The organism is Dactylosporangium sp. NPDC050688 (assembly GCF_040654515.1).
In the GTDB taxonomy this organism is placed as follows: domain Bacteria; phylum Actinomycetota; class Actinomycetes; order Mycobacteriales; family Micromonosporaceae; genus Dactylosporangium.
Genome location: NZ_JBFAIC010000010.1, coordinates 70,111 through 91,820 on the forward strand (window position 1 = coordinate 70,111; position 21,710 = coordinate 91,820).

20 protein-coding genes are annotated in these 21,710 nt (G+C 72.8%); 15 read left to right on the forward strand and 5 right to left on the reverse strand.

Going from position 1 to position 21,710, the window contains the following annotated elements; translation table 11 throughout:
* Positions 1-3 precede the first annotated feature (3 nt).
* The 7 genes from AB0H83_RS12440 to AB0H83_RS12470 all read left to right on the forward strand — a co-directional run bounded on the left by AB0H83_RS12440 (position 4) and on the right by AB0H83_RS12470 (position 8,707).
* The gene (locus tag AB0H83_RS12440) at positions 4-1,209 is read left to right on the forward strand and encodes an extracellular solute-binding protein (RefSeq protein WP_360091280.1); all 1,206 of its coding nucleotides are present in this window, start codon (positions 4-6) and stop codon (positions 1,207-1,209) included.
* Positions 1,206-2,276: an ABC transporter ATP-binding protein gene (locus AB0H83_RS12445; protein WP_360091283.1), complete on the forward strand. Its 1,071-nt coding sequence runs from the start codon at positions 1,206-1,208 to the stop codon at positions 2,274-2,276. The genes AB0H83_RS12440 and AB0H83_RS12445 overlap by 4 nt, the downstream gene beginning before the upstream one ends.
* Positions 2,276-3,169, forward strand: a complete 894-nt coding sequence (locus tag AB0H83_RS12450; protein WP_360091286.1) for an ABC transporter permease subunit — start codon at positions 2,276-2,278, stop codon at positions 3,167-3,169. Before AB0H83_RS12445 ends, AB0H83_RS12450 begins: the two co-directional genes overlap by 1 nt.
* Entirely contained in the window at positions 3,166-3,984 is an 819-nt protein-coding gene (locus AB0H83_RS12455) for an ABC transporter permease subunit (RefSeq protein ID WP_360091289.1), read from the forward strand. Before AB0H83_RS12450 ends, AB0H83_RS12455 begins: the two co-directional genes overlap by 4 nt.
* Complete coding sequence (gene manD / locus AB0H83_RS12460; RefSeq protein WP_360091292.1) at positions 3,981-5,189, forward strand: D-mannonate dehydratase ManD; 1,209 nt, start codon at positions 3,981-3,983, stop codon at positions 5,187-5,189. Before AB0H83_RS12455 ends, manD begins: the two co-directional genes overlap by 4 nt.
* A complete protein-coding gene (locus AB0H83_RS12465) occupies positions 5,186-6,520 on the forward strand; it encodes a mannitol dehydrogenase family protein (RefSeq protein ID WP_360091693.1) in 1,335 nt (444 codons plus the stop codon). Before manD ends, AB0H83_RS12465 begins: the two co-directional genes overlap by 4 nt.
* Positions 6,521-6,622: 102 nt before the next feature.
* Complete coding sequence (locus AB0H83_RS12470; protein ID WP_360091295.1) at positions 6,623-8,707, forward strand: glycoside hydrolase family 2 TIM barrel-domain containing protein; 2,085 nt, start codon at positions 6,623-6,625, stop codon at positions 8,705-8,707.
* A gap of 51 nt (positions 8,708-8,758) precedes the next feature.
* On the opposite strand, the gene AB0H83_RS12475 is transcribed toward AB0H83_RS12470, so the two are convergent.
* The 4 genes from AB0H83_RS12475 to AB0H83_RS12490 all read right to left on the reverse strand — a co-directional run bounded on the left by AB0H83_RS12475 (position 8,759) and on the right by AB0H83_RS12490 (position 11,311).
* Complete coding sequence (locus AB0H83_RS12475; RefSeq protein ID WP_360091298.1) at positions 8,759-9,760, reverse strand: hypothetical protein; 1,002 nt, start codon at positions 9,758-9,760, stop codon at positions 8,759-8,761.
* Positions 9,760-10,374, reverse strand: coding sequence for an RNA polymerase sigma factor (locus AB0H83_RS12480; RefSeq protein ID WP_360091301.1), 615 nt, complete (start codon positions 10,372-10,374; stop codon positions 9,760-9,762). Before AB0H83_RS12480 ends, AB0H83_RS12475 begins: the two co-directional genes overlap by 1 nt.
* A gap of 80 nt (positions 10,375-10,454) precedes the next feature.
* On the reverse strand, positions 10,455-10,946 hold the full coding sequence (locus AB0H83_RS12485; protein WP_360091304.1) for an SRPBCC family protein: 492 nt from the start codon (positions 10,944-10,946) through the stop codon (positions 10,455-10,457).
* Positions 10,943-11,311: a metalloregulator ArsR/SmtB family transcription factor gene (locus tag AB0H83_RS12490; protein WP_360091307.1), complete on the reverse strand. Its 369-nt coding sequence runs from the start codon at positions 11,309-11,311 to the stop codon at positions 10,943-10,945. The genes AB0H83_RS12485 and AB0H83_RS12490 overlap by 4 nt, the downstream gene beginning before the upstream one ends.
* Before the next feature lie 136 nt (positions 11,312-11,447).
* Here AB0H83_RS12490 and AB0H83_RS12495 point away from each other — a divergent pair, with 136 nt between their 5' ends.
* The gene (locus tag AB0H83_RS12495) at positions 11,448-12,764 is read left to right on the forward strand and encodes a chitosanase (protein WP_360091310.1); all 1,317 of its coding nucleotides are present in this window, start codon (positions 11,448-11,450) and stop codon (positions 12,762-12,764) included.
* Here the strand turns inward: AB0H83_RS12495 and AB0H83_RS12500 are convergent, their stop codons facing one another.
* Positions 12,765-14,987, reverse strand: coding sequence for an EAL domain-containing protein (locus AB0H83_RS12500; RefSeq protein ID WP_360091313.1), 2,223 nt, complete (start codon positions 14,985-14,987; stop codon positions 12,765-12,767).
* Between the two features lie 323 nt (positions 14,988-15,310).
* Between AB0H83_RS12500 and AB0H83_RS12505 the strand changes: the two genes are divergently transcribed.
* The 7 genes from AB0H83_RS12505 to AB0H83_RS12535 all read left to right on the forward strand — a co-directional run bounded on the left by AB0H83_RS12505 (position 15,311) and on the right by AB0H83_RS12535 (position 21,668).
* Positions 15,311-15,775 (forward strand): hypothetical protein, encoded by a 465-nt coding sequence (locus AB0H83_RS12505; RefSeq protein ID WP_360091316.1) that lies wholly within the window; start codon positions 15,311-15,313, stop codon positions 15,773-15,775.
* Positions 15,772-16,752 carry an ABC transporter ATP-binding protein gene (locus AB0H83_RS12510; protein ID WP_360091319.1) on the forward strand — a complete coding sequence of 327 codons (981 nt, stop codon included), beginning with the start codon at positions 15,772-15,774 and terminating at the stop codon, positions 16,750-16,752. The genes AB0H83_RS12505 and AB0H83_RS12510 overlap by 4 nt, the downstream gene beginning before the upstream one ends.
* Positions 16,749-17,504 carry an ABC transporter permease gene (locus tag AB0H83_RS12515; RefSeq protein WP_360091322.1) on the forward strand — a complete coding sequence of 252 codons (756 nt, stop codon included), beginning with the start codon at positions 16,749-16,751 and terminating at the stop codon, positions 17,502-17,504. The genes AB0H83_RS12510 and AB0H83_RS12515 overlap by 4 nt, the downstream gene beginning before the upstream one ends.
* 4 nt (positions 17,505-17,508) lie before the next feature.
* The gene (locus AB0H83_RS12520; RefSeq protein WP_360091325.1) at positions 17,509-18,705 is read left to right on the forward strand and encodes a histidine kinase; all 1,197 of its coding nucleotides are present in this window, start codon (positions 17,509-17,511) and stop codon (positions 18,703-18,705) included.
* Between the two features lie 34 nt (positions 18,706-18,739).
* On the forward strand, positions 18,740-19,345 hold the full coding sequence (locus tag AB0H83_RS12525; RefSeq protein ID WP_360091328.1) for a response regulator transcription factor: 606 nt from the start codon (positions 18,740-18,742) through the stop codon (positions 19,343-19,345).
* 104 nt (positions 19,346-19,449) lie between these two features.
* Positions 19,450-20,970 (forward strand): RtcB family protein, encoded by a 1,521-nt coding sequence (locus AB0H83_RS12530; protein WP_360091331.1) that lies wholly within the window; start codon positions 19,450-19,452, stop codon positions 20,968-20,970.
* A gap of 86 nt (positions 20,971-21,056) precedes the next feature.
* The gene (locus tag AB0H83_RS12535; protein WP_360091334.1) at positions 21,057-21,668 is read left to right on the forward strand and encodes a pyridoxamine 5'-phosphate oxidase family protein; all 612 of its coding nucleotides are present in this window, start codon (positions 21,057-21,059) and stop codon (positions 21,666-21,668) included.
* The last annotated feature ends 42 nt before the right edge of the window (positions 21,669-21,710 follow it).

The window sequence follows — 21,710 nt, forward strand, 5'->3', positions numbered from 1 at the left end:
GCCATGTCCCTCTCCCGCAGACATTTCACCTCATTACTCGTGCTCACCCTCGTCGCCGGCTGCGGCGCGCCGACCAAGTCCACCCCGGCCCCCGCCACCAGCGGCGACCTGCCGCTGAAGCCCGCCTCGGCGGTGACGCTGAACATCCTGGACGTCGCCGGCAACCTGCAGCTCACCCAGGGCATGATCGACGACTTCGTGGCCGCGCACGCTGACACCATCAGCAAGGTCACCTACTCCAAGGCGACCGCGCCGGAGCTCGCGCCGAAGGTCAAGGCGCAGCAGAACGCCGGCCGCGTCGACATCGACCTGGTCCTCACCGGCGTCGACGGGCTCGCCGCCGGCGTCGACCAGGGGCTCTGGCAGCCGCTGCTGCCGGCGTACGCCTCGCGCCTGCCCGGCATGAACAGCTACCTGCCGGGCGCCGCGGCCATGCAGAAGCTCGCCGGGGACTTCGGCGTCACCGTCACCTACTACCCGTCCGGCCCGCTCATCGAGTACCTGCCGGACAAGGTGCCGAACCCGCCGAAGAGCGCCGACGAGCTCCTCGCGTACGCCAAGGCCAACCCCGGCGCGGTGCAGTACGCCCGGCCGGCCAACTCCGGCCCCGGCCGCACGTTCCTCATGGGCCTGCCGTACCTGCTCGGCGACAAGGACCCGAAGGACCCGGTCAACGGCTGGGAGAAGACCTGGGCGTACCTGACCGAGCTCAACAAATACGTGGAGCTGTACCCGTCCTCGACCAGCGAGACGATGAAGTCCCTCGCCAACGGCTCGGCGAAGATCATCGCGACGACGACCGGCTGGGACATCAACCCGCGCGTCCTCGGCCAGGTGCCGAAGGAGGCGAAGATCGGCTCCCTCAACGGCTTCCACTGGGTCACCGACGCCCACTACGCCGTCGTGCCCAAGGGCGTCTCCGCCGACAAGCAGGCCGCGATCCTGTTGCTGCTGCAGCACATGCTCACCCCGCAGCAGCAGGCGAAGGCCTACGACAAGGGGTATTTCTACCCCGGCCCGGCGGTCAAGGACGTGCCGCTGTCGATGGCGCCCGCCGACAGCCAGAAGGCCATCACCGACTACGGCCGGCCCGAGTACGAGCAGCTCATCGCCGGCAACCCGCTGGAGGTACCACTGGACGCGAAGGCTCTCGTCGCCGCGTTCGACAAGTGGGACCGCGAGGTGGGCGGCGCGAAGGTGAAGAAGTGAACCAGGTGACCACCAGGTTCCGGCAGCTGCGGCTGGAGGGCGTCACCCGCCGCTTCGGCGGCCACGACGCCCTCGTGGACCTCGACCTGACGATCGAGCAGGGCGAGTTCATCGCCCTGCTCGGCCCGTCCGGCTGCGGCAAGTCGACCGCGCTCAACTGCCTCGCCGGGCTGCTGCCGCTCACCGCCGGCCGCATCTGGCAGGACGACACCCGCCTGGACACGCTGCTGCCGGAGAAGCGCGGCTTCGGCATGGTGTTCCAGAACTATGCACTGTTCCCGCACCTGACGGTGGCCAAGAACATCGCGTTCGGGCTGCAGATGCGCCGGCTGCCCGGCGCCGAGATCCGCCGCCGCACCGACGAGGCGATCGCCCTGGTGCACCTGGAGGAGCAGGCCCGCAAGCTGCCCGGGCAGCTGTCCGGCGGGCAGCAGCAGCGGGTCGCGATCGCCCGCGCCGTGGTGCTCGAGCCGTCGCTGGTGCTCATGGACGAGCCACTGTCCAATCTGGACGCCAAGCTGCGGCTGGAGATGCGCACCGAGATCCGGCGGCTGCACCAGGCGCTCGGCCTCACCACCGTGTACGTGACGCACGACCAGGAGGAGGCGCTGTCCATGGCCGACCGCCTCGTCGTGCTGCGCAACGGGCGCGTCCAGCAGGTCGGCACCCCCGAGCAGCTGCACACGCAGCCGGCGAACCGGCACGTCGCGGACTTCATGGGCTTCCGCAACCTGCTGCCGATGACGGTCGCCGCCCGGACGGGGGAGTCGGTGCGGGTCGAGGGCGGCGGGCTGGCGCTGACCGGCACCCCCATCGGCGCCGTGCGCGACGGTGACGCCGTGGTCGCCGGGGTACGGCCGGAGTCGCTGCGCCTTGCCGAGGACGGCTTCCCGGCCACCGTCGAGGTCGTGGAGTACCAGGGGCGCGAGGTCGCCGTCGAGGTCGTCACGGAGACCGGTCAGCGGCTGCACCTGCGCACCGCCGACCGGCCGGCCCCCGGCGACCAGGTCCGCCTCGCCGTCGACCCCGCCGCGCTGCTGGTGTTCCCCGCCGGTCAGGACGCGTGATGGCCGCCGTCACGCAGGGCCGGGTCGCGCTGCGGCACCGGCTCGCCGAACGCGGCATCGACCGGCAGCTGCTGCTGCTCGGCCCGGCGCTGCTGTTCGTCGTCACCCTGTTCATCTACCCGTTCTTCTACGGCATCGGGCTGTCGTTCCAACCCGAACAGGGCGGCCCGCTCGCCGCGTACCGGTCGTTCTTCAGCGACGCGTACGAGCGCGGCACCCTCACCACCACGCTCGGCCTGTCGCTGCCGGTGGCGCTGCTCAACGTCGGCGCCTCCGTGCCGATCGCCTACCGGATGCGGGGCCGGTTCCGCGGCAAGCGGCTGCTCACCACGCTGCTGGTCGTGCCGATCACGCTCGGCACCGTGCTCACCGCGCAGGGGCTGCTGAACTTCCTCGGCCCGACCGGCTGGTTCAACCGCACGCTGATGTCCGCCGGCCTGACCGACGAGCCGGTCCGGCTCACCCACAACTACTGGGGCGTGTTCTTCTCCCTCGTCATCACCGGGTTCCCGTTCGCGTTCCTGCTGGTGCTGTCCTACCTGTCGGGGATCGACCCGACCCTGGAGAAGGCCGCCGCGACCCTCGGCGCCGGCTGGGCGCAGCGCTTCCGGCGCATCACCCTGCCGCTGCTCGCGCCCGGGCTCGCCACCACGTTCTGCCTGACGTTCGTGCTCGCGTTCAGCGTGTTCCCGTCCGCGGTCCTCGTCGGCGACCCCGCGGGGGAGACCAGGGTGATCTCGATCGCCGCCTGGCACGCCGGCTACGAGCAGTACGACTACCCGAAGGCGTCCGCGATCGCGGTCGTCATGGGCCTCGTCGAGCTCGCCGTCATCGCCGCGGTCCTCGGCTGGCGGTCGCTGCTGTACACCGGATCCACCGGAGGCAAAGGATGAAGACAGGCGCCCTCGTGGTGTGGGGGGTGGTGGCGTTCTTCTTCGTCAACCTCCTCGGTGTCGTCGGCTCGGTCGTGGTCAGCTCGTTCGGCACCAGCTGGTTCGACACGTGGCTGCCGCAGGGCGCCACCGGCCAGTGGTACGGCGAGGCGTGGCGCGACTTCGGGCTGCTGCCCGTGCTCATCACCACCCTGGAGGTGTCCGCGCTCGTCGTCGGCATCTCCGTGCTCATCGGCGTGCCCGCCTCCTACGTGCTGGCCCGCCGCGCGTTCCCCGGCCGGCGCGCCCTGTACCTGCTGTTCCTGCTGCCGATCCTGATGCCGCCGATCACTTACGGCATCCCCCTGGCGACCGTGCTGTACAAGTACGGGTTCGCCGGGCACCTCACCGGGGTCGTCCTGGCGAACCTGGTGCCGTCGGTGCCGTTCGTCATCCTCACCATGACCCCGTTCATCGAGCAGATCGACCCGGCGATCGAACGCGCCGCCCGCATGTGCGGCGCCGGCACCCGCCAGGTCTTCGTGCGCATCCTCGCGCCGCTGCTCGTCCCCGGCATGCTCGCCGCGTCGATCCTGGTGCTGGTGCGCACCGTCGGCATGTTCGAGCTGACGTTCCTCACCGCCGGGCCGGACTCGCAGACCCTCGTCGTCGCGCTGTACAACTCGATGTCCGCCGCCGGGATCCGCGCGCAGCAGTCGGTGGACGCCATGGCCGTCATCTACACCGGCACCATGCTGGTGCTGCTCGTCGTGGCGCTGCGCCTGGTCAACCCGACCCAGCTCGTCGCGCGGGTCAAGGAGGAGGACGTCACATGAGGATCAGTGAGGCCCGGGTCATCGTCACCTGCCCGGACCGCAACTTCGTCACCCTGAAGGTCGTCACCGACGAGGGGGTCACCGGCGTCGGCGACGCCACCCTCAACGGCCGCGAGCTCGCCGTCGCCAGCTACCTCACCGACCACGTCGTGCCGCAGCTCATCGGCCGCGACCCGACCCGCATCGAGGACACCTGGCAGTACCTGTACAAGGGCGCCTACTGGCGGCGCGGCCCGGTCACGATGACCGCCATCGCCGCCGTCGACACCGCCCTGTGGGACATCCTCGGCAAGCTCGCCGGGCTGCCCGTGTACAAGCTCATCGGCGGCCGCTCCCGCGAGGGCGTCACCGTGTACGGCCACGCCAACGGCGCCGCCGTGGACGAGGCGGTCGCCGAGGTCGCCCGGTACGTGGACCTCGGCTACCGCGCGGTGCGGGTGCAGACCGGCGTGCCCGGCCTCGCCAGCACCTACGGCGTCTCCGGCGACAAGATGTACTACGAGCCCGCCGACGCCGCCCTGCCCACCGAGAACGTGTGGTCCACCGAACGCTACCTGCATCACGTCCCGTCGGTGTTCGCCCGGGTCCGCGACGAGTTCGGGCCCGGGCTGAAGCTGCTGCACGACGTGCACCACCGGCTCACCCCGATCGAGGCCGCCCGGCTCGGCAAGGCCCTCGAACCGTACGCGCTCACCTGGCTGGAGGACCCCGTCCCGGCCGAGCTGCAGGAGGGCTTCCGGCTCATCCGGCAGCACACCACCACCCCCATCGCCGTCGGCGAGGTGTTCAACACGGTCTGGGACTGCGAGCAGCTCATCCGCGAGCAGCTCATCGACTACATCCGCGCCACCGTCGTGCACGCCGGCGGCATCACCCACCTGCGGCGCATCTTCGACCTCGCCGCGCTGCACCACGTGCGGTCCGGCTCGCACGGCGCCACCGACCTGTCCCCGGTGTGCATGGCCGCCGCGCTGCACGTCGACCTGGCCATCCCCAACTTCGGGCTGCAGGAGTACATGCGGCACACCGAGGCCACCGACGCGGTGTTCCCGCACGGGTACCACTTCGACGGCGGCTACCTGCACCCGTCCGAGGCGCCCGGGCTCGGCGTCGACATCGACGAGGAGCTCGCCGCGCAGTACCCGTACCGGCCGGCGTCGCTGCCGGTGAACCGCCTCGAGGACGGGACGATGCACAGTTGGTGACCCGCCTCGGCCTGCCGGCGCTGTCCTCGTTGGACGGCGTCCGCAGGCCCGCCTACGACCCGGCCGGTGTCCAGGTCGGCATCGTGCACCTCGGGGTCGGCGCGTTCCACCGGGCGCACCAGGCGGTCTACACCGACACCGTGCTCGCCGCGGATCCGACCTGGGGCATCAGCGGGTTCACCCAGCGGTCGGCGACCGTCCGGGACCAGCTCGCGCCGCAGGACGGCCTCTACACCGTCCTGGAGCGCGGCGCCGGCGCCGCACCGCCGCGGGTGATCGGGGCGCTGCGGGAGATCCGGACCCCTGATGAGGACGGCGGGCCCGCGGCGCGGATCGCCGATCCGCGCGTGCGCCTGGTCACGCTCACCGTCACGGAGAAGGGCTACCGGCCCGGCGCCCCCACGGTGGGTCACCTCGTCGCCGGCCTGGCGGCACGCCGCCGCGCCGACGCCGGGCCGATCAGTGTCCTGTCCTGCGACAACCTGACCGCCAACGGCCCGACCCTGCGCATGCTCGTCGCCCGCCACTGCGCGGGGTCGCCTGACGCGGACCGCCTCCTCGACTGGATCACCGAGTCGGTGGCGTTCCCGTCGTGCGTCGTGGACCGGATCGTGCCGGCGACGACCGCCGCCGACAGGGACGCCGTCGCCGCCGCGATCGGCGTCCGCGACGAGGGCGCCGTCGTCGCTGAACCCTTCAGCCAGTGGGTCATCGAGGACTCGTTCGCCGCCGGACGACCCGCTTGGGACGCCACGTACACCACCGACGTCGCACCCTACGAGGCGGCGAAGCTGCGGCTGCTCAACGCGACCCACTCGCTGCTGGCCTACACCGGCGCCCTCGCCGGACACGAGACGATCGCCGCCGCGATGACCGACCCCGCGCTCGCCGAGGCGGCGCACCGGCTCATGACCGAGGACGCCGCGCCGACCCTCACCCTGCCGGACGGCTTCGACCTCGCCGGCTACCAGGACGCGATCCTGCGCCGCTTCGCCGACCCGGCGCTGGGCCACCGCACCGCCCAGGTCGCCGCCGACGGCTCCCTCAAACTGCCGATCCGCCTGCTCGGCACCGCCCGCGACCGGCTCGCCGCCGGCGCGACTCCACAGTGGACGGCGCTCGCCGTCGCCGCGTGGATGGTGTACGTCGCCACCCGCCGGCCCGTCGATGACCCCCTCGCCGGCAAGCTCGCCGCCGCCACCGCCGGCTTCACCACCCCCGCCTCGCTCGTCGACCCGCTGCTGGACCTCCTGCCCCCGGTGCCGTACCCGGTCTGGCGCGACCTGCTCGTCGCGCACACCGCGCGCCTGCTGCACGACACCCGAACCTGACACCTGAACCCGACACCTGGACCCGACATCTGAACACGGCACCTCACCGCCGCCCAGGCCGGGCGGCGCGTACCGCCATACGTCCCGAATTAGGGAGTGACAATGCCCAGAACACTCGCGTGGCTCGTCGCGGCCGTCATGGTCGTGGCGGCCAACGTGGTCGCGGCGCCCAGCGCGTCCGCGGCCACGTACACCCCGCCCGCGCTGCGGCAGCGGGTCGACCTCAACAGCGGCTGGCGCTTCGTCAAGGGCGACGTCGCCGGCGCCGAGGCCCCCGCGTTCAACGACAGCGGGTGGCAGCAACTGTCCGTGCCGCACACCTGGAACGCCGCCGACGGCGCCGACGGCGGCAACAACTACTACCGGGGCGTCGGCTGGTACCGCCGGCACTACACGGTCCCGGCGTCCTTCGCCGGCAAGATGCTGTTCCTGCAATTCGCGGGCGCCAACCAGGTCGCCGAGGTGTGGGTCAACGGCACCTACCTCGGCCGGCACGCCGGCGGCTACTCCCGCTTCCGCTTCGGCGCCACGTCGGCGCTCAAGGTCGGGCAGGACAACGTCATCGCGGTCAAGGTGACCAACGCCGGCAACGCCGACATCCCGCCGCTGTCGGCCGACTACACCTTCTACGGCGGCATCTACCGCAACGTCAGCCTGCAGGTCGTCGACCCGCTCGCGGTGCGGATGCTGGACTCCGCCGGGCCCGGCGTCTACCTGCGGCAGCGGTCCGTCACCGCCGCCTCGGCGACCGTCGACGTGACCACGAAACTGTTCAACAACAACACCTCTAGCCGGTCGGTCGTGGTGCGTACGGTCATCACCGACGCCACCGGCACGGTCGTCGCCGACGCGTCCCTGCCGGCCCGGACCGTGGCGGCGAACGCCGGCGTGGACGTCGTGCAGACCGTCACCATCGCCGACCCGCACCGGTGGGACGGGCTCGCCGACCCGTACCTGTACAAGGCGAACGTCGAGATCCGATCCTCGGGCCAGGTCACCGACGTGGTCACCGAACCCCTCGGGCTGCGCACCTTCGGCGTCGACGCGAACAACGGCTTCACCCTCAACGGGCACCCGTACGACCTGCACGGCGTCAACCTGCACCAGGACCGCGCCGGGGTCGGCTGGGCCGTCGACGACGCGCAGCACACGCAGGACTTCGACCTCATCCGGGAGATCGGGGCGAGCACCGTACGGATGGCGCACTACCAGCACGACCAGAAGGACTACAACCTCGCCGACGAGCGCGGCCTCGTCGTCTGGGCGGAGATCCCGCTGGTCAACGACACGACCAGCTCCGCGGCGTTCACCGCCAATGCCCGCCAGCAGCTCACCGAGCTCATCCGGCAGAACTCCAACCACCCGTCGATCGTGTTCTGGGGCATCGGCAACGAGCAGCGCGCCGACAACGCCGCCACCAACGCGCTGCTGGACCAGCTCGCCGGGCTCGTCGACACCGAGGACCCGGACCGGATCTCGGTCTACGCCAGTTGCTGCGTCAGCGACACGGGCGCGGTCAACAACCACGCCGAGGCCAGCGGTTACAACAAGTACTTCGGCTGGTACAACGGCTCCTACAACGACCTGGGCGGAAACCTCGACAGCCTGCACGCGGCGAACCCGTCGCGGCGCATCGCCCTGTCCGAGTACGGCGCCGGCGCGAACACCACCCAGCACGCCCTGAACCCGGGCGCGCCCAGCCCCGGCGGCCAGTACCACCCGGAGGAGTACCAGGCGCTGCTGCACGAGGCGTCGTGGAAGCAGCTCGACGCCCGGCCGTACATCTGGGGCAGCTACGTGTGGAACATGTTCGACTTCGCCGCCGACGGCCGCAACGAGGGCGGCCAGCCGGGCATCAACGACAAGGGCCTGGTCACCCGGGACCGGCTCACCCGCAAGGACGCCTTCTACTTCTACAAGGCGTCCTGGGCGTCCACCCCGACGCTGTACATCACCAGCCGGCGCTGGACGCAGCGCACGGCGGCGGCGACGGAGCTGAAGGTGTACTCCAACGCCGGCACCGTCACCGCCACCCTCAACGGCGCCTCCCTCGGCGCCCGGACCAGCACCGACCACATCTTCAGGTGGACCGGCGTGACGCTGCGCCCGGGCGCCAACACCGTGCAGGTGACGGCGACGATCGGCGGCAGCCAGATCACCGACACGGTGACCTGGACGCTGAGCTGAGCCGCCGCGGTGCCGCGCCCGTCACCGGGCGCGGCACCGCGGCGCGTGGCGCTACTGGGTGTCGCCGGGCTTGTCGACGATGATCAGCTTCGCGTAGATGGCCTGGCGGAAGACGTCGCCACGGCGGCTGACCAGGTCGCCGTGGGTCACGTGGTCCTTGATCGCGACCAGCCGCTCACCGATGAACTGGTAGGTCTCCTTGTCGAACAGCAGCTCCTGCGACAGGTAGCCCTTGAGGGTCCGGCCGAGCCCGACCGCCGGGCGGCCGTCGATGTTCACCGCGTCGGGGTTGAGCGTCATCCCGGGCGATTGCGCGAGGTGCCGGAAGATCGCCGCCTGCACGTTCGGCGGCACCACGTACTGGCCGATGAACGCGTCCAGGTCGACGCCCAGCGAGCCGGGCCCTCGCACCGCGTCCGGGACCTTCTCCGGGCTGGTCATCGCCGTGATCGTCGACCATTCGACGCGGGTCCAGTACTCGCCCTGCCCCACCTTGGCCACCACGAGCCGGCCGTTCTCGTAGCTCGCCCGGGTCTGCCCGTCGACGCTCCACCACTCCTGGACCTTGCGGTTCTCGCTCAGCTCGGGCCGGATCGCGTCGTTCGGGTGCTCCCGCTCGTAGGCCGGCTTGTTGCGCAGCTGCAGCGTCTCGATGTACATGAACTGGTCGGGCCGCGGGTCCTGCCACGGCCGGCGCTCGGCCGTCCAGGCGGCGTTCTCCAGGTACTCCGCGGCGCTGGCCGGGCGCAGGTACGGCAGCACGCCCTTCGCCGGTGTGCTGGGCACGGGCTGCGCCTTCGGCGCCGGCCCCCGGTCCTCACCACGCGTCGCCACGACGGCGACACCGGTGACCACGGCGGCGGCCGCCGCCACGGCGATCCCGGCGGTGAGCACGAACTGGCGCCGGCGGAACATCGGCCTGCTGGTCACGCGCTGCTCCTTCGACGACATCCGCTGCCGCAGGGCCGCGCGGGCCTGGTTCTGGGCTGCCTGGCTGGGCACCTCGTCGGGGCCGAACGCCTCACGCAGCACGTCGATCTCGTCCACGTCCATCACTCGCTCACCTCGATCTCGGCGCCGAGCGCCTGCCGCATCTCCTGCCGTGCCCGGTGCAGCCGGGACCTGGCCGTGCCGGGCGGGATGTCCAGCGCCGCCGCGGCCTCCTGCTGGTTGAGCCCCGCCCACGCCACGAGCAGCAGCACCGCCCGTACGGGCTCGGGCAGCCGCCGCAACGCCTCGGCGAGCCGGCCGCGCACGGCCATCGCGTCGAGCCGTACGGCGACCTCCTCGGCATGGTCGTCCTCGTCGGGCGCGCCGAACGCCCTGGCCAGGGCCTTGTACCGGCGCGTCTCGGCCCGCGCGTGGCGGGCGATGAGGTTCGACGCGATGCCGTACAGCCACGGCCGGACCTCGGCGCGGGCGCTGTTGTAGCTGCCGCGCCGGTCGAACGCGATCAGGAACGTCTCCGACGCGACGTCCTCGGCCAGGTCCGGCCCGAGCCGGCGGGCCGCGTACGCGTAGATCTGCCGGTAGTGCCGGTCGAACACGACAGTGAACCGCTCGGGTGCCCGCTTCGCCTGCTCGATGAGATCGGCGTCGGTGTCCGGTCCCCGGGCCGTGCCTGGTTGCGTCACCACGACCACGTCCGCCGTCCTCCAGTCGTCCACAGTTGCATCACACCTGTTGTTCGCCGGTGGCGCACAAAGTGTTCGCGACGGACTGCGGCGGCGGCGTCACCCCGGCAGCGTCACCCCGGCTGCGTCGTCAGCGCCGTGAAGTACGGGCGCATGGAGGGGTCGTAGTCCTCGAACCTCGGCATGGGGATGCCGTCGCGGGAGGCGACGAGGGCATCGAGGTAGAACTCCCAGCCGGGGCCGAAGTCGGCGACGCCCTCAGGGCCGCTCAGGTGGTGCACCAGGCACAGCTCGGTGCCGGCGGCCACGGGCGTCAGCACCAGCTCCAGGTGGGCCGTCGAGCTGGTCAGGGCCAGCCGGTGGGGCGGCTCGCACGCCTCGATCACCGCGTCGAACCAGGGGGCGCCCTCCTCCTGGACCATCTGGAACTCGATCGTGCCGCCCGGCCGGCCGTCGCCCTTCCACGGGCCGAACCAGCGGGCGGTCCGCTCGGGCTCGGTGACGCTGGCCCACACGTCCTCGGCGGGCGCCTGGAAGGTGCGGATGATGACCAGGTCACCCCCTGTTGCGGTCGGGATCCAGCGGCCGGTGGGTAGGGTGCTCATGCGCTGCGTTCCTCCTGCTCGACGGGGGCGGCCCGGCGGTCGCGGCGGGCCCGGTGGACCTCGGTCTCCAGGGCGTCCATGCGTTGCTGCCAGATCGGGGGCGTGGTGAACCTGGCCAGCCAGCCGGTCAGCTCCCCGAGCCGGGTGGCGTCCAGGTGGTAGTGGCGGTGCCGGCCGTCGAGGGTGTCGCGGACCAGCCCGCACTCGCGCAGCACCCGCAGGTGGCGGCTCACTGCGGGCCGGCTGATGCGGAACCGCTCGCCGATCACCGCCGCGATGTGCCCGGCCGGCTGGGGCCCGGTGCGCAGCAGCTCGAGGATCTGCCGGCGGGCCGCGTCCGCGATCGCCTCGGCCACGTCGTCCACGCCCGGAAGCGTAACCCGCAGGTTACACGTTCGCCAAGCGTAACGGCTCCTGAAGTCTTGCTTAGACGCCTTGACATCGACGTATCCAAATCGCAGCATCTGACAGGCAACTTACCTATCTGTCCCGGAGGCGCTCGTGAAGATTCCCGGCAGGCTGGTCGGCATCGGTGCCGCGGCCCTGCTCGTCGGCGGGGTGACCGTCGCCGCCACCACCTACGGTGCGGACGCGGCCACGGAAAGCCTGCTGTCGCAGGGCAGGCCGGCCACGTCGTCGTCCAACGAGCTGTCCTCGCTCGGCCCCGGCAACGCCGTCGACGGCAACACCGGCACCCGCTGGGCCAGCGCCGAGGGCGTCGACCCGCAGTGGATCCGGGTCGACCTCGGTGCCACCAAGACCATCACGCACGTCAACCTCAACTGGGAGGCGGCGTACGCACGGTCGTACCAGATCCAGACCTCGGCGGACGGCTCCGCCTGGACCAGCATCTACAGCACGACCACCGGCAACGGGGCCACGGACGACCTCACCGGCCTCAACGGCACCGGACGCTACGTGCGGGTCCTGGGCACCGCCCGTGGCACGCCCTACGGCTACTCGCTGTGGGAGCTCAAGGTGTACGGCACCACACCGGGCACCCAACCGAGCGCGACCGCCAGCCCGACGCCGTCGACGACCCCCTCGACCAGCCCGTCGCCGTCCAAGAGCCCGAGCGGCAGCCCGAGCAGCAGCCCCAGCGCCGGCAAGGACCTCACCGACCCGCGCAAGAAGGACATCGCCATGCAGCTGGTGTCCAGCGCGGAGAACTCGTCGCTGGACTGGAAGGCGCAGTACAAGTACATCGAGGACATCGGCGACGGCCGCGGCTACACCGCCGGCATCATCGGCTTCTGTTCCGGCACCGGCGACATGCTCGAGCTCGTCGAGCTCTACGCCCAGCGGGTCCCGGGCAACGTCCTGGCCAAGTACCTGCCGGCGCTGCGTAACGTCAACGGCAGCGCCTCGCACGCCGGGCTCGACCCGAACTTCACCCGCGACTGGAAGACCGCGGCCGCCGACCCGGCGTTCCAGGCCGCGCAGAACGACGAACGCGACCGGGTCTACTTCAACCCGTCCGTGCAGCAGGCGAAGGCCGACGGGCTGCGGGCGCTCGGCCAGTTCATCTACTACGACGCGATCGTCATGCACGGCCCCGGCAACGACGCGGTCAGCTTCGGCGGCATCCGCCGCACGGCGATGGCGAAGGCCCGCACCCCCGCTCAGGGCGGCGACGAGTTCACCTACCTCAACGCCTTCCTCGACGCGCGGGTCGCGGCGATGAAGACCGAGGAGGCGCACAGCGACACCAGCCGGGTCGACACGGCGCAGCGGGTGTTCCTCAACAACCGCAACTTCGACCTCAACCCGCCGCTGAGCTGGAAGGTGTACGGGGACCCGTTCAGCATCCCCGCGTAGTCATGCGGGCTCGGCGCCGCCGAGGATCGACGAGATCGCCTCGGCGGCGCCCGGCTTCGCGAACAGGTACCCCTGCCCGTACTCGCAGCCGAGGTCCTGCAGCGTCGACCACTGCTCCTGGGTCTCGATGCCCTCCGCGACGGTCTGCAGCTGCAGGGCCCGGCCGAGCTGCACCACGGCCTCGGCCAGGGTCGCGTCGCCGTGCTCGGTGTCGATGCCGTCGACGAACGACCGGTCGATCTTGAGGATGTCGACCGGGAACCGCTTCAGGTACGACAGCGATGAGTACCCGGTGCCGAAGTCGTCGATGGCGAGCCGGACGCCCAGCTCCTTGAGCCGGCCGAGGGTCCCGATCGTCGAGTCGGTGTCCTGCATCAGCAGCGACTCGGTGATCTCCAGGACCACCTGGTGCGGGCTGACGCCGGTGTCGGCGAGGATCTGCCCGACCTCCTCGACCAGGCCCTCGTGCTGGAACTGCCGCGCCGACAGGTTCACGCTCATGCGGATCCGCTCGGCGTTGGGGTAGTCGGCGCACCACTGCGCCAGCTGCTGGCACGCCTGCCGCAGCACCCACCGGCCCAGCGGCACGATCAGCCCCGTCGACTCCGCCAGCGGGATGAACGCGTTGGGCCCGACCAGCCCGCGCAGCGGGTGGTCCCAGCGCACCAGCGCCTCCACGCCGATGAGCCGGCTGGTCGGCAGGTCCACGATCGGCTGGTAGTACACCACGAACTCCTCCGCGGCGAGGGCCCGCTCCAGCTCGGCGCGGTCGTCGGCCTCGCGCAGGATGTCGGCGTACATCGCCGGGTCGAACAGCGCGTAGCGGTCCCGCCCGGCGGCCTTCGCCGCGTACATCGCCAGGTCCGCGTTGCGCAGCAGCTCGCCGGGGTCCGGGCCGTCCTCGCCGTCGCCGGCCTTCGCGGTCGCCACGCCGATGCTCGCCGAGCAGACCACCTCGCGGTTGCCCAGGCGCAGCGGGCGGCGGATCGCGGCCAGCAGCCGGTCACCGAGGTCCATCGCCTCGACCTCGCTGACGTCCTCCACCAGGATCGCGAACTCGTCGCCGCCGAGCCGCGCGAGGGTGTCCGCGGCCCGCAGCTGCTGGTGCAGCCGCAGCGCGGTGGTCGCGATGAGCTGGTCGCCGGCGGAGTGGCCGAGGCTGTCGTTGACCAGCTTGAAGTCGTCGAGGTCGACCAGCAGCAGCGTGATCCGCCCGCCGCAGCGGCGGTTGCGGGCGATCGCGTGCTCCAGCCGGTCCCGGAACAGCGCCCGGTTCGGCATCCCCGTCAGCGAGTCCGCGAACGCCTGCCGGGTCAGCTCCTCCTCGAGCACCTTGCGCTCGGTGATGTCCCTGATGCTGATGACGGCCGCGTGCAGCGAGGGGTCGTCGAGCCGGTTGGTGCCGATGACGTCGGCGTAGATCCAGCTGCCGTCGGCGCGGCGGATGCGTGACTCGACCCGCGCCGAGGAGCCGGGCGCGCCGTTGGCGACGCTCAACCACCATTCCATCACCGTCGGCAGGAAGTCGGGGTGGGTGATGTCCATCAGCAGCTCGCTGGTCACGAAGGCCTGGTCGTACCCGAGCACCGTGCGCACCGACGGGCTGCTGTACGTGACGCCGCCGCCGGGCAGCACCGCGATGACCGCGTCGGAGGAGTTCTCCAGCAGCGCCTCGACGCGCCGCTCCGCGCTCAGCCGCGCGGTGTCCAGGCGCCGCCGGTTGCTGGCGGTCTGCGCGCAGAACCACATCACGCCCACCATGAGCGCCAGCGTCAGCGTCGCGAGGGTGCCCGTCACCGGCCGGTCCCGGGTGAGGACCAGCGACACGTACCCGGCCAGCGACGCGACGCCGATGCCGATGACGGCCCGCGCCGAGGAGAGCGCCGCCGTGGAGGCGAGGATCAGGGTCACCCCGGCGGGGTAGATCGCCAGGGCGGCGGCGTCGTACGCGGTGAACGCCAGCAGCACGGCCAGGTTCGCCGCCCACCAGGCGGTCAGCACCCCAGGCAGCCACGGCCGGAACGCCAGCCGGCGCCACGGCAGCAGCGCCAGCCCGGCCTGCACCAGCCCGACCGCCGTGATGCCGGCGACCAGCAGCGGCCCGCCCTGCCAGTCCAGCTGGACCCGGACCGCGCCGATCAGGATGACCGCGACGCCGATCGACGTGCCCAGCCTGATCTGGCGGGCGTGGTAATCGCCCTCATGCTGTTCCAGCGCGTTCACCGACATGGTCCGTTGATCGGTGCCGCCGGTGGCCACCTGAGGCGATCCGCCCCCGGCACGGGTGCGGCTCGGGAGTGAAACAGGTCCTGGGGCCTGACATTTGTCACCGACCGGGGGTGCGACGGCGCACCGCAACCGGTGCGCGACGGCACTACGGCACGGCGCCCGGGCCACGAAGACTGTCCATATGAGACACGTCCTCGTCCTGCTGGTGACGGTGGCCACGGCGCTGGCGCTGCCCGGCGCCGCCGTCGCCCGCCCACCGCGAACGCCGGGCGGCGTGCGGCTCGTGCTGCCCGAGCCGACCGGTCCGCACCGTATCGGTGCACCTCGTCGACCGTTCCCGGCCCGACCCCTGGGTGCCCGCGCAGTCCGCCCGGGAGCTGATGATCCAGCTCTGGTACCCGGCCCGGGACGTGCGCCGGTCCCCGCGCGCGCCCTGGGTGGGGCCGGCGCTCGCGGCGCTGCTCAACCCGCCCGGCTCCGGTTTCGAGCTGCCCGTCACCCATGCGCACACCGGCGCGCCCGCCGCCGGCCGCCGCCCGGTCGTGCTCTACTCGCCCGGTTTCGGGCACCTGTCCTTCACCGACTACCAGGTGCTGCTGCCGCAGACCGGGGCCGCGCCCGCCGACCTCGAACCCGCCCTCGGCACGATCGACGGTGGCCGGTCGGTGCGGGTGCAGCGCGCGTACCTGCTCGCGTTCGCCGACCGGTACCTCGGCGGTCGCGGCGGCACGCTGCTGTCCGGCCCGTCCGCGGGGTACCCCGAGATGCGGTTCCTGCCGTGACGGCCGCGATCGAGGTGTACCGGCTGCGCCGCCGCTACGGCACGTTCGAGGCGGTGCGGGGCGTGTCGTTCGACGTCGCGCGCGGCGAGCTGTTCGCGCTGCTCGGCACGAACGGCGCCGGCAAGACCTCCACCCTCGAGCTCGTCGAGGGCCTGGACCGGCCGACCGCCGGCACCGTGCGGGTCCTCGGCCACGACCCCGTCCGCGACCGGGCGCGGGTGCGGCCCCGCACCGGGGTGATGCTGCAGGAGGGCGGCTTCCCGCCCGACCTGACCCCGGCCGAGGCGCTGCGTATGTGGGCCGGGACGCTGCCCGCCGGCGCGACCCGGACGGTCGCCGAGACCCTCGACCTCGTGGACCTCGCCCACCGCGCCGGGGTGCGGATCCGGCAGCTGTCCGGCGGCGAACGGCGCCGCCTCGACCTCGCCGCCGCCGTCATCGGCCGGCCCGAACTGCTCGTGCTGGACGAGCCGACCACCGGGCTGGACCCGCAGAGCTGGCACGACACCTGGCGGCTGCTGCGCGGCCTGCTCGGCGACGGCGTCACCATCCTGCTCAGCACCCACTACCTGCAGGAGGCGCAGGAGCTCGCGGACCGCGTCGCGATCCTGCACGGCGGCACCGTCGTGGCGACCGGCTCCGTCGCCGAGGTCGTCGCCGCGTTCCCGGCGAGGATCGGCTTCGACCTGCCGCCGGGGCTGAGCCTCGACGCGCTGCCGGACGTCGTCGGCGCCTACGACGAGGCCGGCGGGCGGGTCACCGTGCACACCACGGCGCTGCAGGCGTCGCTGACCACGCTGCTGGGCTGGGCCGCCTCGCACGAGGTCACGCTCGGCGGCCTGGATGCCCGGTCGGCGACCCTGGACGAGGCGTTCCTGTCGATCGCGGCTGCCGCACCGCCGGGCGCGGCGCCGCCCGGGCCCACGCCGCCCGGGGGCGCGCCGGCCGGCGCGGCGCCGCTCGGGGGTGCCTCGTGAGGCGCCTCGCCGCGGTCGGGCGGGCCGAGCTGCTGCTGCTCGCCCGCAACCGCACCGCCATGTTCAACGCCGTGCTGGTGCCGCTGCTGATCGCCGGGTTCCTCGCCGCCGGCGGCGAGGGCGCCGACCCGGCCGGCACCGCCCGCGTCGTCACCGGCGTGCTCGGCTTCGTGCTGCTCAGCGTGCTGTACTACACGCTGGTGAGCACGTACGTCGCCCGCCGCGAGGACCTGGTGCTCAAGCGGCTGCGGGTCGGCACCCTCACCGACCCCGAGATCCTCATCGGCACCGCCGGCCCCGCGGCGGCCGTCGCGCTCGGGCAGATGCTGCTGTTCGTCGGCACCGGTGCGGTGCTCGTCGGGCTGCCCGTACCGGTGAACGCTCCCGTCATGCTCGCCGGCGTCCTCGGCGGGGTGGCCGTGTTCATGCTGCTCGCCGCGGTCAGCGCCGCGTTCACCCGCACCGTGGAGCTGGCGCAGGTCACCACCCTGCCCGTGCTGCTGCTCTGCTTCGCCGGTGCGGGTGTCGCGGTCCCGCTGGACGCCCTGCCGTCCGCGGTCGCCGGGGCGCTACGGTGGCTGCCGCTGGCACCGGTGCTCGACCTGGTCCGGCTCGGCTGGCTCGGCAGTCCCGGCAAGGGCGTCGCCGGCGTCCTGGCCGAGGCGGCCCGGCCGGCGGGACTGCTGCTGGCGTGGACGGTGCTCGGGTGGGTGGCCGTGCGACGCTGGTTCCGCTGGGAGCCACGACGGTGAAGGGGTGCGCACGGTGACCGGCTGGTGGCGGCGGCGCGGGCAGGCGACCCGGGTCGAGTGGTACATCAGGGGCTCGTTCTACAGCCAGATCGCGCTGTCGCCGCTGCTCGTGGCGGCGCTCGTGCAGCTGGAGGTGTCCCGCACCGCGCTCGCCGTGCTCGTCGCCGGGTTCATCGTGCACACCGTCGTGTGCCTGCTGCTCGTGCACGCGGGCATCCAGGCGTACCTCGGCCTGCGACCCCGCCCGACCGCCCTGATCCTCGCCGGCGGCGCGCTCACCGCCGCCGGCGTGGCGGCCGGCTTCGCCGCCTACCCCGGCCCGACGCCGGGGCGGCCGGACGGCCCGGGCACCGCGATACTGATCGTGCTGGCCGTCACCTACGTGTCCGCCCTGTGCGCCGCCGTCCGCCCCCGGGTCACCTTCGCCGTCGCGGTCGCCGGCTGCGCGGTGGGCGCCGTGGCCGGCACCGCCGGGGCCGTGATCGCGCTCGGCGGTCTGCTGGTGACGGTCGTCGCCGCGTACCGGCTGTCGCTGTGGATGCTCGGCGTGGTCCGCGAGCTCGACCGCGCCCGGCACGTCCAGGCCGGTCTCGCCGTCGCCGAGGAGCGCCTCCGCTTCGCCCGCGACCTGCACGACGTCGCCGGCCGCACGCTGTCGGTGGTCGCGCTGAAGGCCGAGCTCGCCGCGCAGCTGGCCCGCCGCGGCCGGGAGGAGGCGGTGGAGGAGATGCTGGAGGTGCGCCGCATCGCCCAGGACTCGCTCACCGAGCTGCGCGCCGTCGCCGGCGGTTACCGCGCGGCGGACCTCGACGTGGAGCTCGCCGGCGCCCGCGCCCTGCTCACCTCCGCCGGCATCCAGTGCCGCGTCATCGGCGACGGCGGCGGGCTGCCCGCCCAGCTGCAGGGCACCCTCGGCTGGGTGGTCCGCGAGGGCGCCACCAACCTGCTGCGCCACAGCGAGGCCCGCAGCTGCGTCGTCACGCTGCGCACGGCGCCGTCGGGCGTGACGCTGACGATGGCGAACAACGGCGTGGCGCCGGCCGCGTCCGGCAAGGTGGCCTTCGGCGGCGGGCTGCTCGGGCTGACCGAACGCGTCGCCGCGCTCGGCGGCACGGTGACCGCGACCCGGACCCCGCCGGACGGCTTCGAGCTGTCCGTGGTGCTGCCGCTGCCGCTGCCGGTGCCGGCGGTGGCCACATGAAGTGCTGTGCCGGGCTCGCGCCGGCGGTGGCGCGGTGATCCGCATCCTGCTCGCCGACGACGAGCACCTCATCCGCGGCGCCATCGCCGCGCTCCTCGGCCTGGAGGAGGACCTCGAGGTCGTCGCCCAGGCCGCCACCGGCGCCGAGGCCCTCAGCCTCGCCCGCGCCCTGCGCCCCGACGTCGCCGTCCTCGACCTGCAACTGCCAGACCTCGACGGCGTCGCGGTCGCCACCACCCTGCACGCCGAGCTGCCCAGCTGCCGCACGATGATCGTCACCAGCCACGGCCTGCCCGGCCACCTCAAACGCGCCCTCACCGGCGGCGTGCGCGGCTTCCTCGCCAAGACGGTCTCCGCCGAGGTCCTCGCCACCGTCGTGCGCACCGTCCACGCCGGCGGCCGCTACGTCGACCCCCAGCTCGCCGCCGAGGCGATCAGCGCCGGCGACAGCCCGCTGACCACCCGCGAGGCCGACGTCCTCGCCCTCGCCGGCGACGGCGCCCCGGTGGAGGAGATCGCCCGCCGCGCCGCCCTGTCCCCGGGCACCGTGCGCAACTACCTCTCCTCGGCCGTCGGCAAGACCGGCGCCGCCAACCGCCACGAGGCCGCCCGCATCGCCCGCTCCCGCGGCTGGATCTGACCTCGCTGCGGTACACGAACCGCGTCTCGTGGCTTTACAGGCCCTGGGCCCGCCGGCGCAATTCGATCGACGGCGGGAGGGACCGTCCCTACCCTCGGTGCATCATGTCGACGACCAAACGGCCCGATCCGCGCCTGATCCGCACCGACGACTCCTGGCTCACCCTGCCCAACCCGCACGGCGTGCCCGTCGAGCTGTGTGCCGGGCCTGATGTGCCGATTGAGTCCGCGGCCGTCGACGAGCTGCTCACCGTGCTGGAGACCGAGCAGACACTGCGGACCCTCGCGGCCGCGACGCCCGGGCTGGACGTCGAGCCGCGCATCGACCGGGTCGTGTGCACTCCCGACTTCCACAAGGGCGCCGGCATCCCGATCGGCACGGTGCTGCGCACCGCCGGGGCGCTGATCCCGCAGGCGGTCGGCAACGACATCAACTGCGGGATGCGGGTCGAGGCCACATCGCTGACCGTCGAGCAGGTCCGCCCGCACCTCGACCGGCTCGAGGGGCACCTGCGGCACCTGTTCTTCGAGGGCGGCCGGCGCATCGGGCTCACCCCGGCGCACCGCGAAGGGCTACTGCGGGAAGGGCTGCCCGGCCTGCTCGACGCGGGCGTGCCCACCGGGTCGCAGGGCGCGTGGGCGCAGGTGACCGCCGCCGACCTCGACGGCGCTGTGCTGCACGCCGCCGGCCACCCCGCCGCGTCAGCCGAGGGATTCCGCGACTGGATCACCAGCGGCGGCGCCGGCGGCGGTGGCACCAGCTACGACAGCATCATCGGCAGCGTCGGCGGTGGCAACCACTTCGCTGAGCTGCAGTACGTGTCGCGGGTGCACGACGGCGCCGCCGCCTACGCCTGGGGGCTCGTCCCGGGACGGGTGGTGACCATGGTGCACACGGGGTCGCTGTCGCTGGGCCACCAGGCCAACGCGACCGGCCAGGACCAGGCGAGGGCGCTGTGGCCGAAGGGGGTGCCGGCGCCGCGCAACCGGATCCTGCCGATGCTGCTCGACGAGGCCGGCGCGGCCCGCCGGGAGAAGTACCTGACGGCGTTCGCCAACGCGGCGAACTTCGCCATCGGCAACCGCTTCTTCCTGGCGCTCATGATGCGGGCGGGGCTGGCCGCCGTGGCCGGTGAGGTCGACGCCCGGCTGGTGTACGAGTCGCCGCACAACCTGCTCTGGCCCGCCGGCGACGGCACCGTCGTGCACCGCAAGGGCGCCACCCCGGCCGGCCCACCGGACGCGGCCACACCGTTCGGCGAGCCGGTCATCGTGCCGGGTTCGATGGGCGCGCCGAGCCACCTGCTGCGCGGCCTCGGCAACGCCCGCGCGCTGCACAGCGCCTGCCACGGCGCCGGCCGCAGCGTCCCGCGGGGGTCGGCGGCGCGCGGCAGCGACGCGGAGCTCGACGCGTTCCTGGAGGAGTTCCGGGTCGTCACCCCGCTCAACCATCGCGACCCGGCGGTCGCCGGGCGCCGCGACATCATCGAGGCCTGGCGGCGCGACCTCAAGCAGGAGGCGCCGTGGGCGTACAAGGAGGTCGGGGCGGTCGTGCAGAGCCTCGAGTCGGCCGGCGTGGCGATGCCGGTCGCCGAGCTCCGCCCGTTGCTCACCGTGAAGGGCTGAGGTCGCCCCGTCGCACATCGGGTGCGACGCGCCGGTTCCCGACGACGCGAGACTGCTGGCTCGTGGCGTCGGCGTCGGAGGCAGTGGTGAACGCATTCGCAGGCACGAGCATGCCCGGGACCGCAGGCGAGCACCTGCTGCAGCAGCGCTTCGGCACGGTCGAGCGGGCCGACCGGTTCTACCGGCAGCAGGTCCTGCCCGAGCTCAACGCCGACATGACCGCGTTCGTCGCCCGGCAGGAGATGATGTTCGTCGCCACGGCAAGCGCGCTCGGCCACTGCGACTGCACGTTCCGGGCCGGGCCGCCGGGCTTCGTGCGGGTGCTGTCGGCGGGCCGGGTCGCGTGGCCGGAGTACCGCGGCAACGGCGTCATGGCGAGCCTCGGCAACATCCTGGAGAACCCGAACGTCGGGCTGATCTTCGTGGACTTCCTCCGCGACGTGATCGGCCTGCACGTCAACGGCCACGCCACGATCGTGCCGGACGCCGAGATGCGCCGCGCGTTCCCGGATCTGCCGGTGGAGACGGTCCCCGGCCGCCGGGCGGAGCGGTGGGTCAACGTGCACGTCGAGGAGGCGTACATCCACTGCGCCAAACACATCCCGCGGCTGCGGAAGGTCACCGCCGAGGAGCGCGCCTGGGGCACCGACGACCTGCAGCGCAAGGGCGGCGACTTCTTCCGCGCCGCCTCAGCGTGACATCGCAGGGTCTCCTTCGTCCCCGGTGCCGGTGTGTCCACT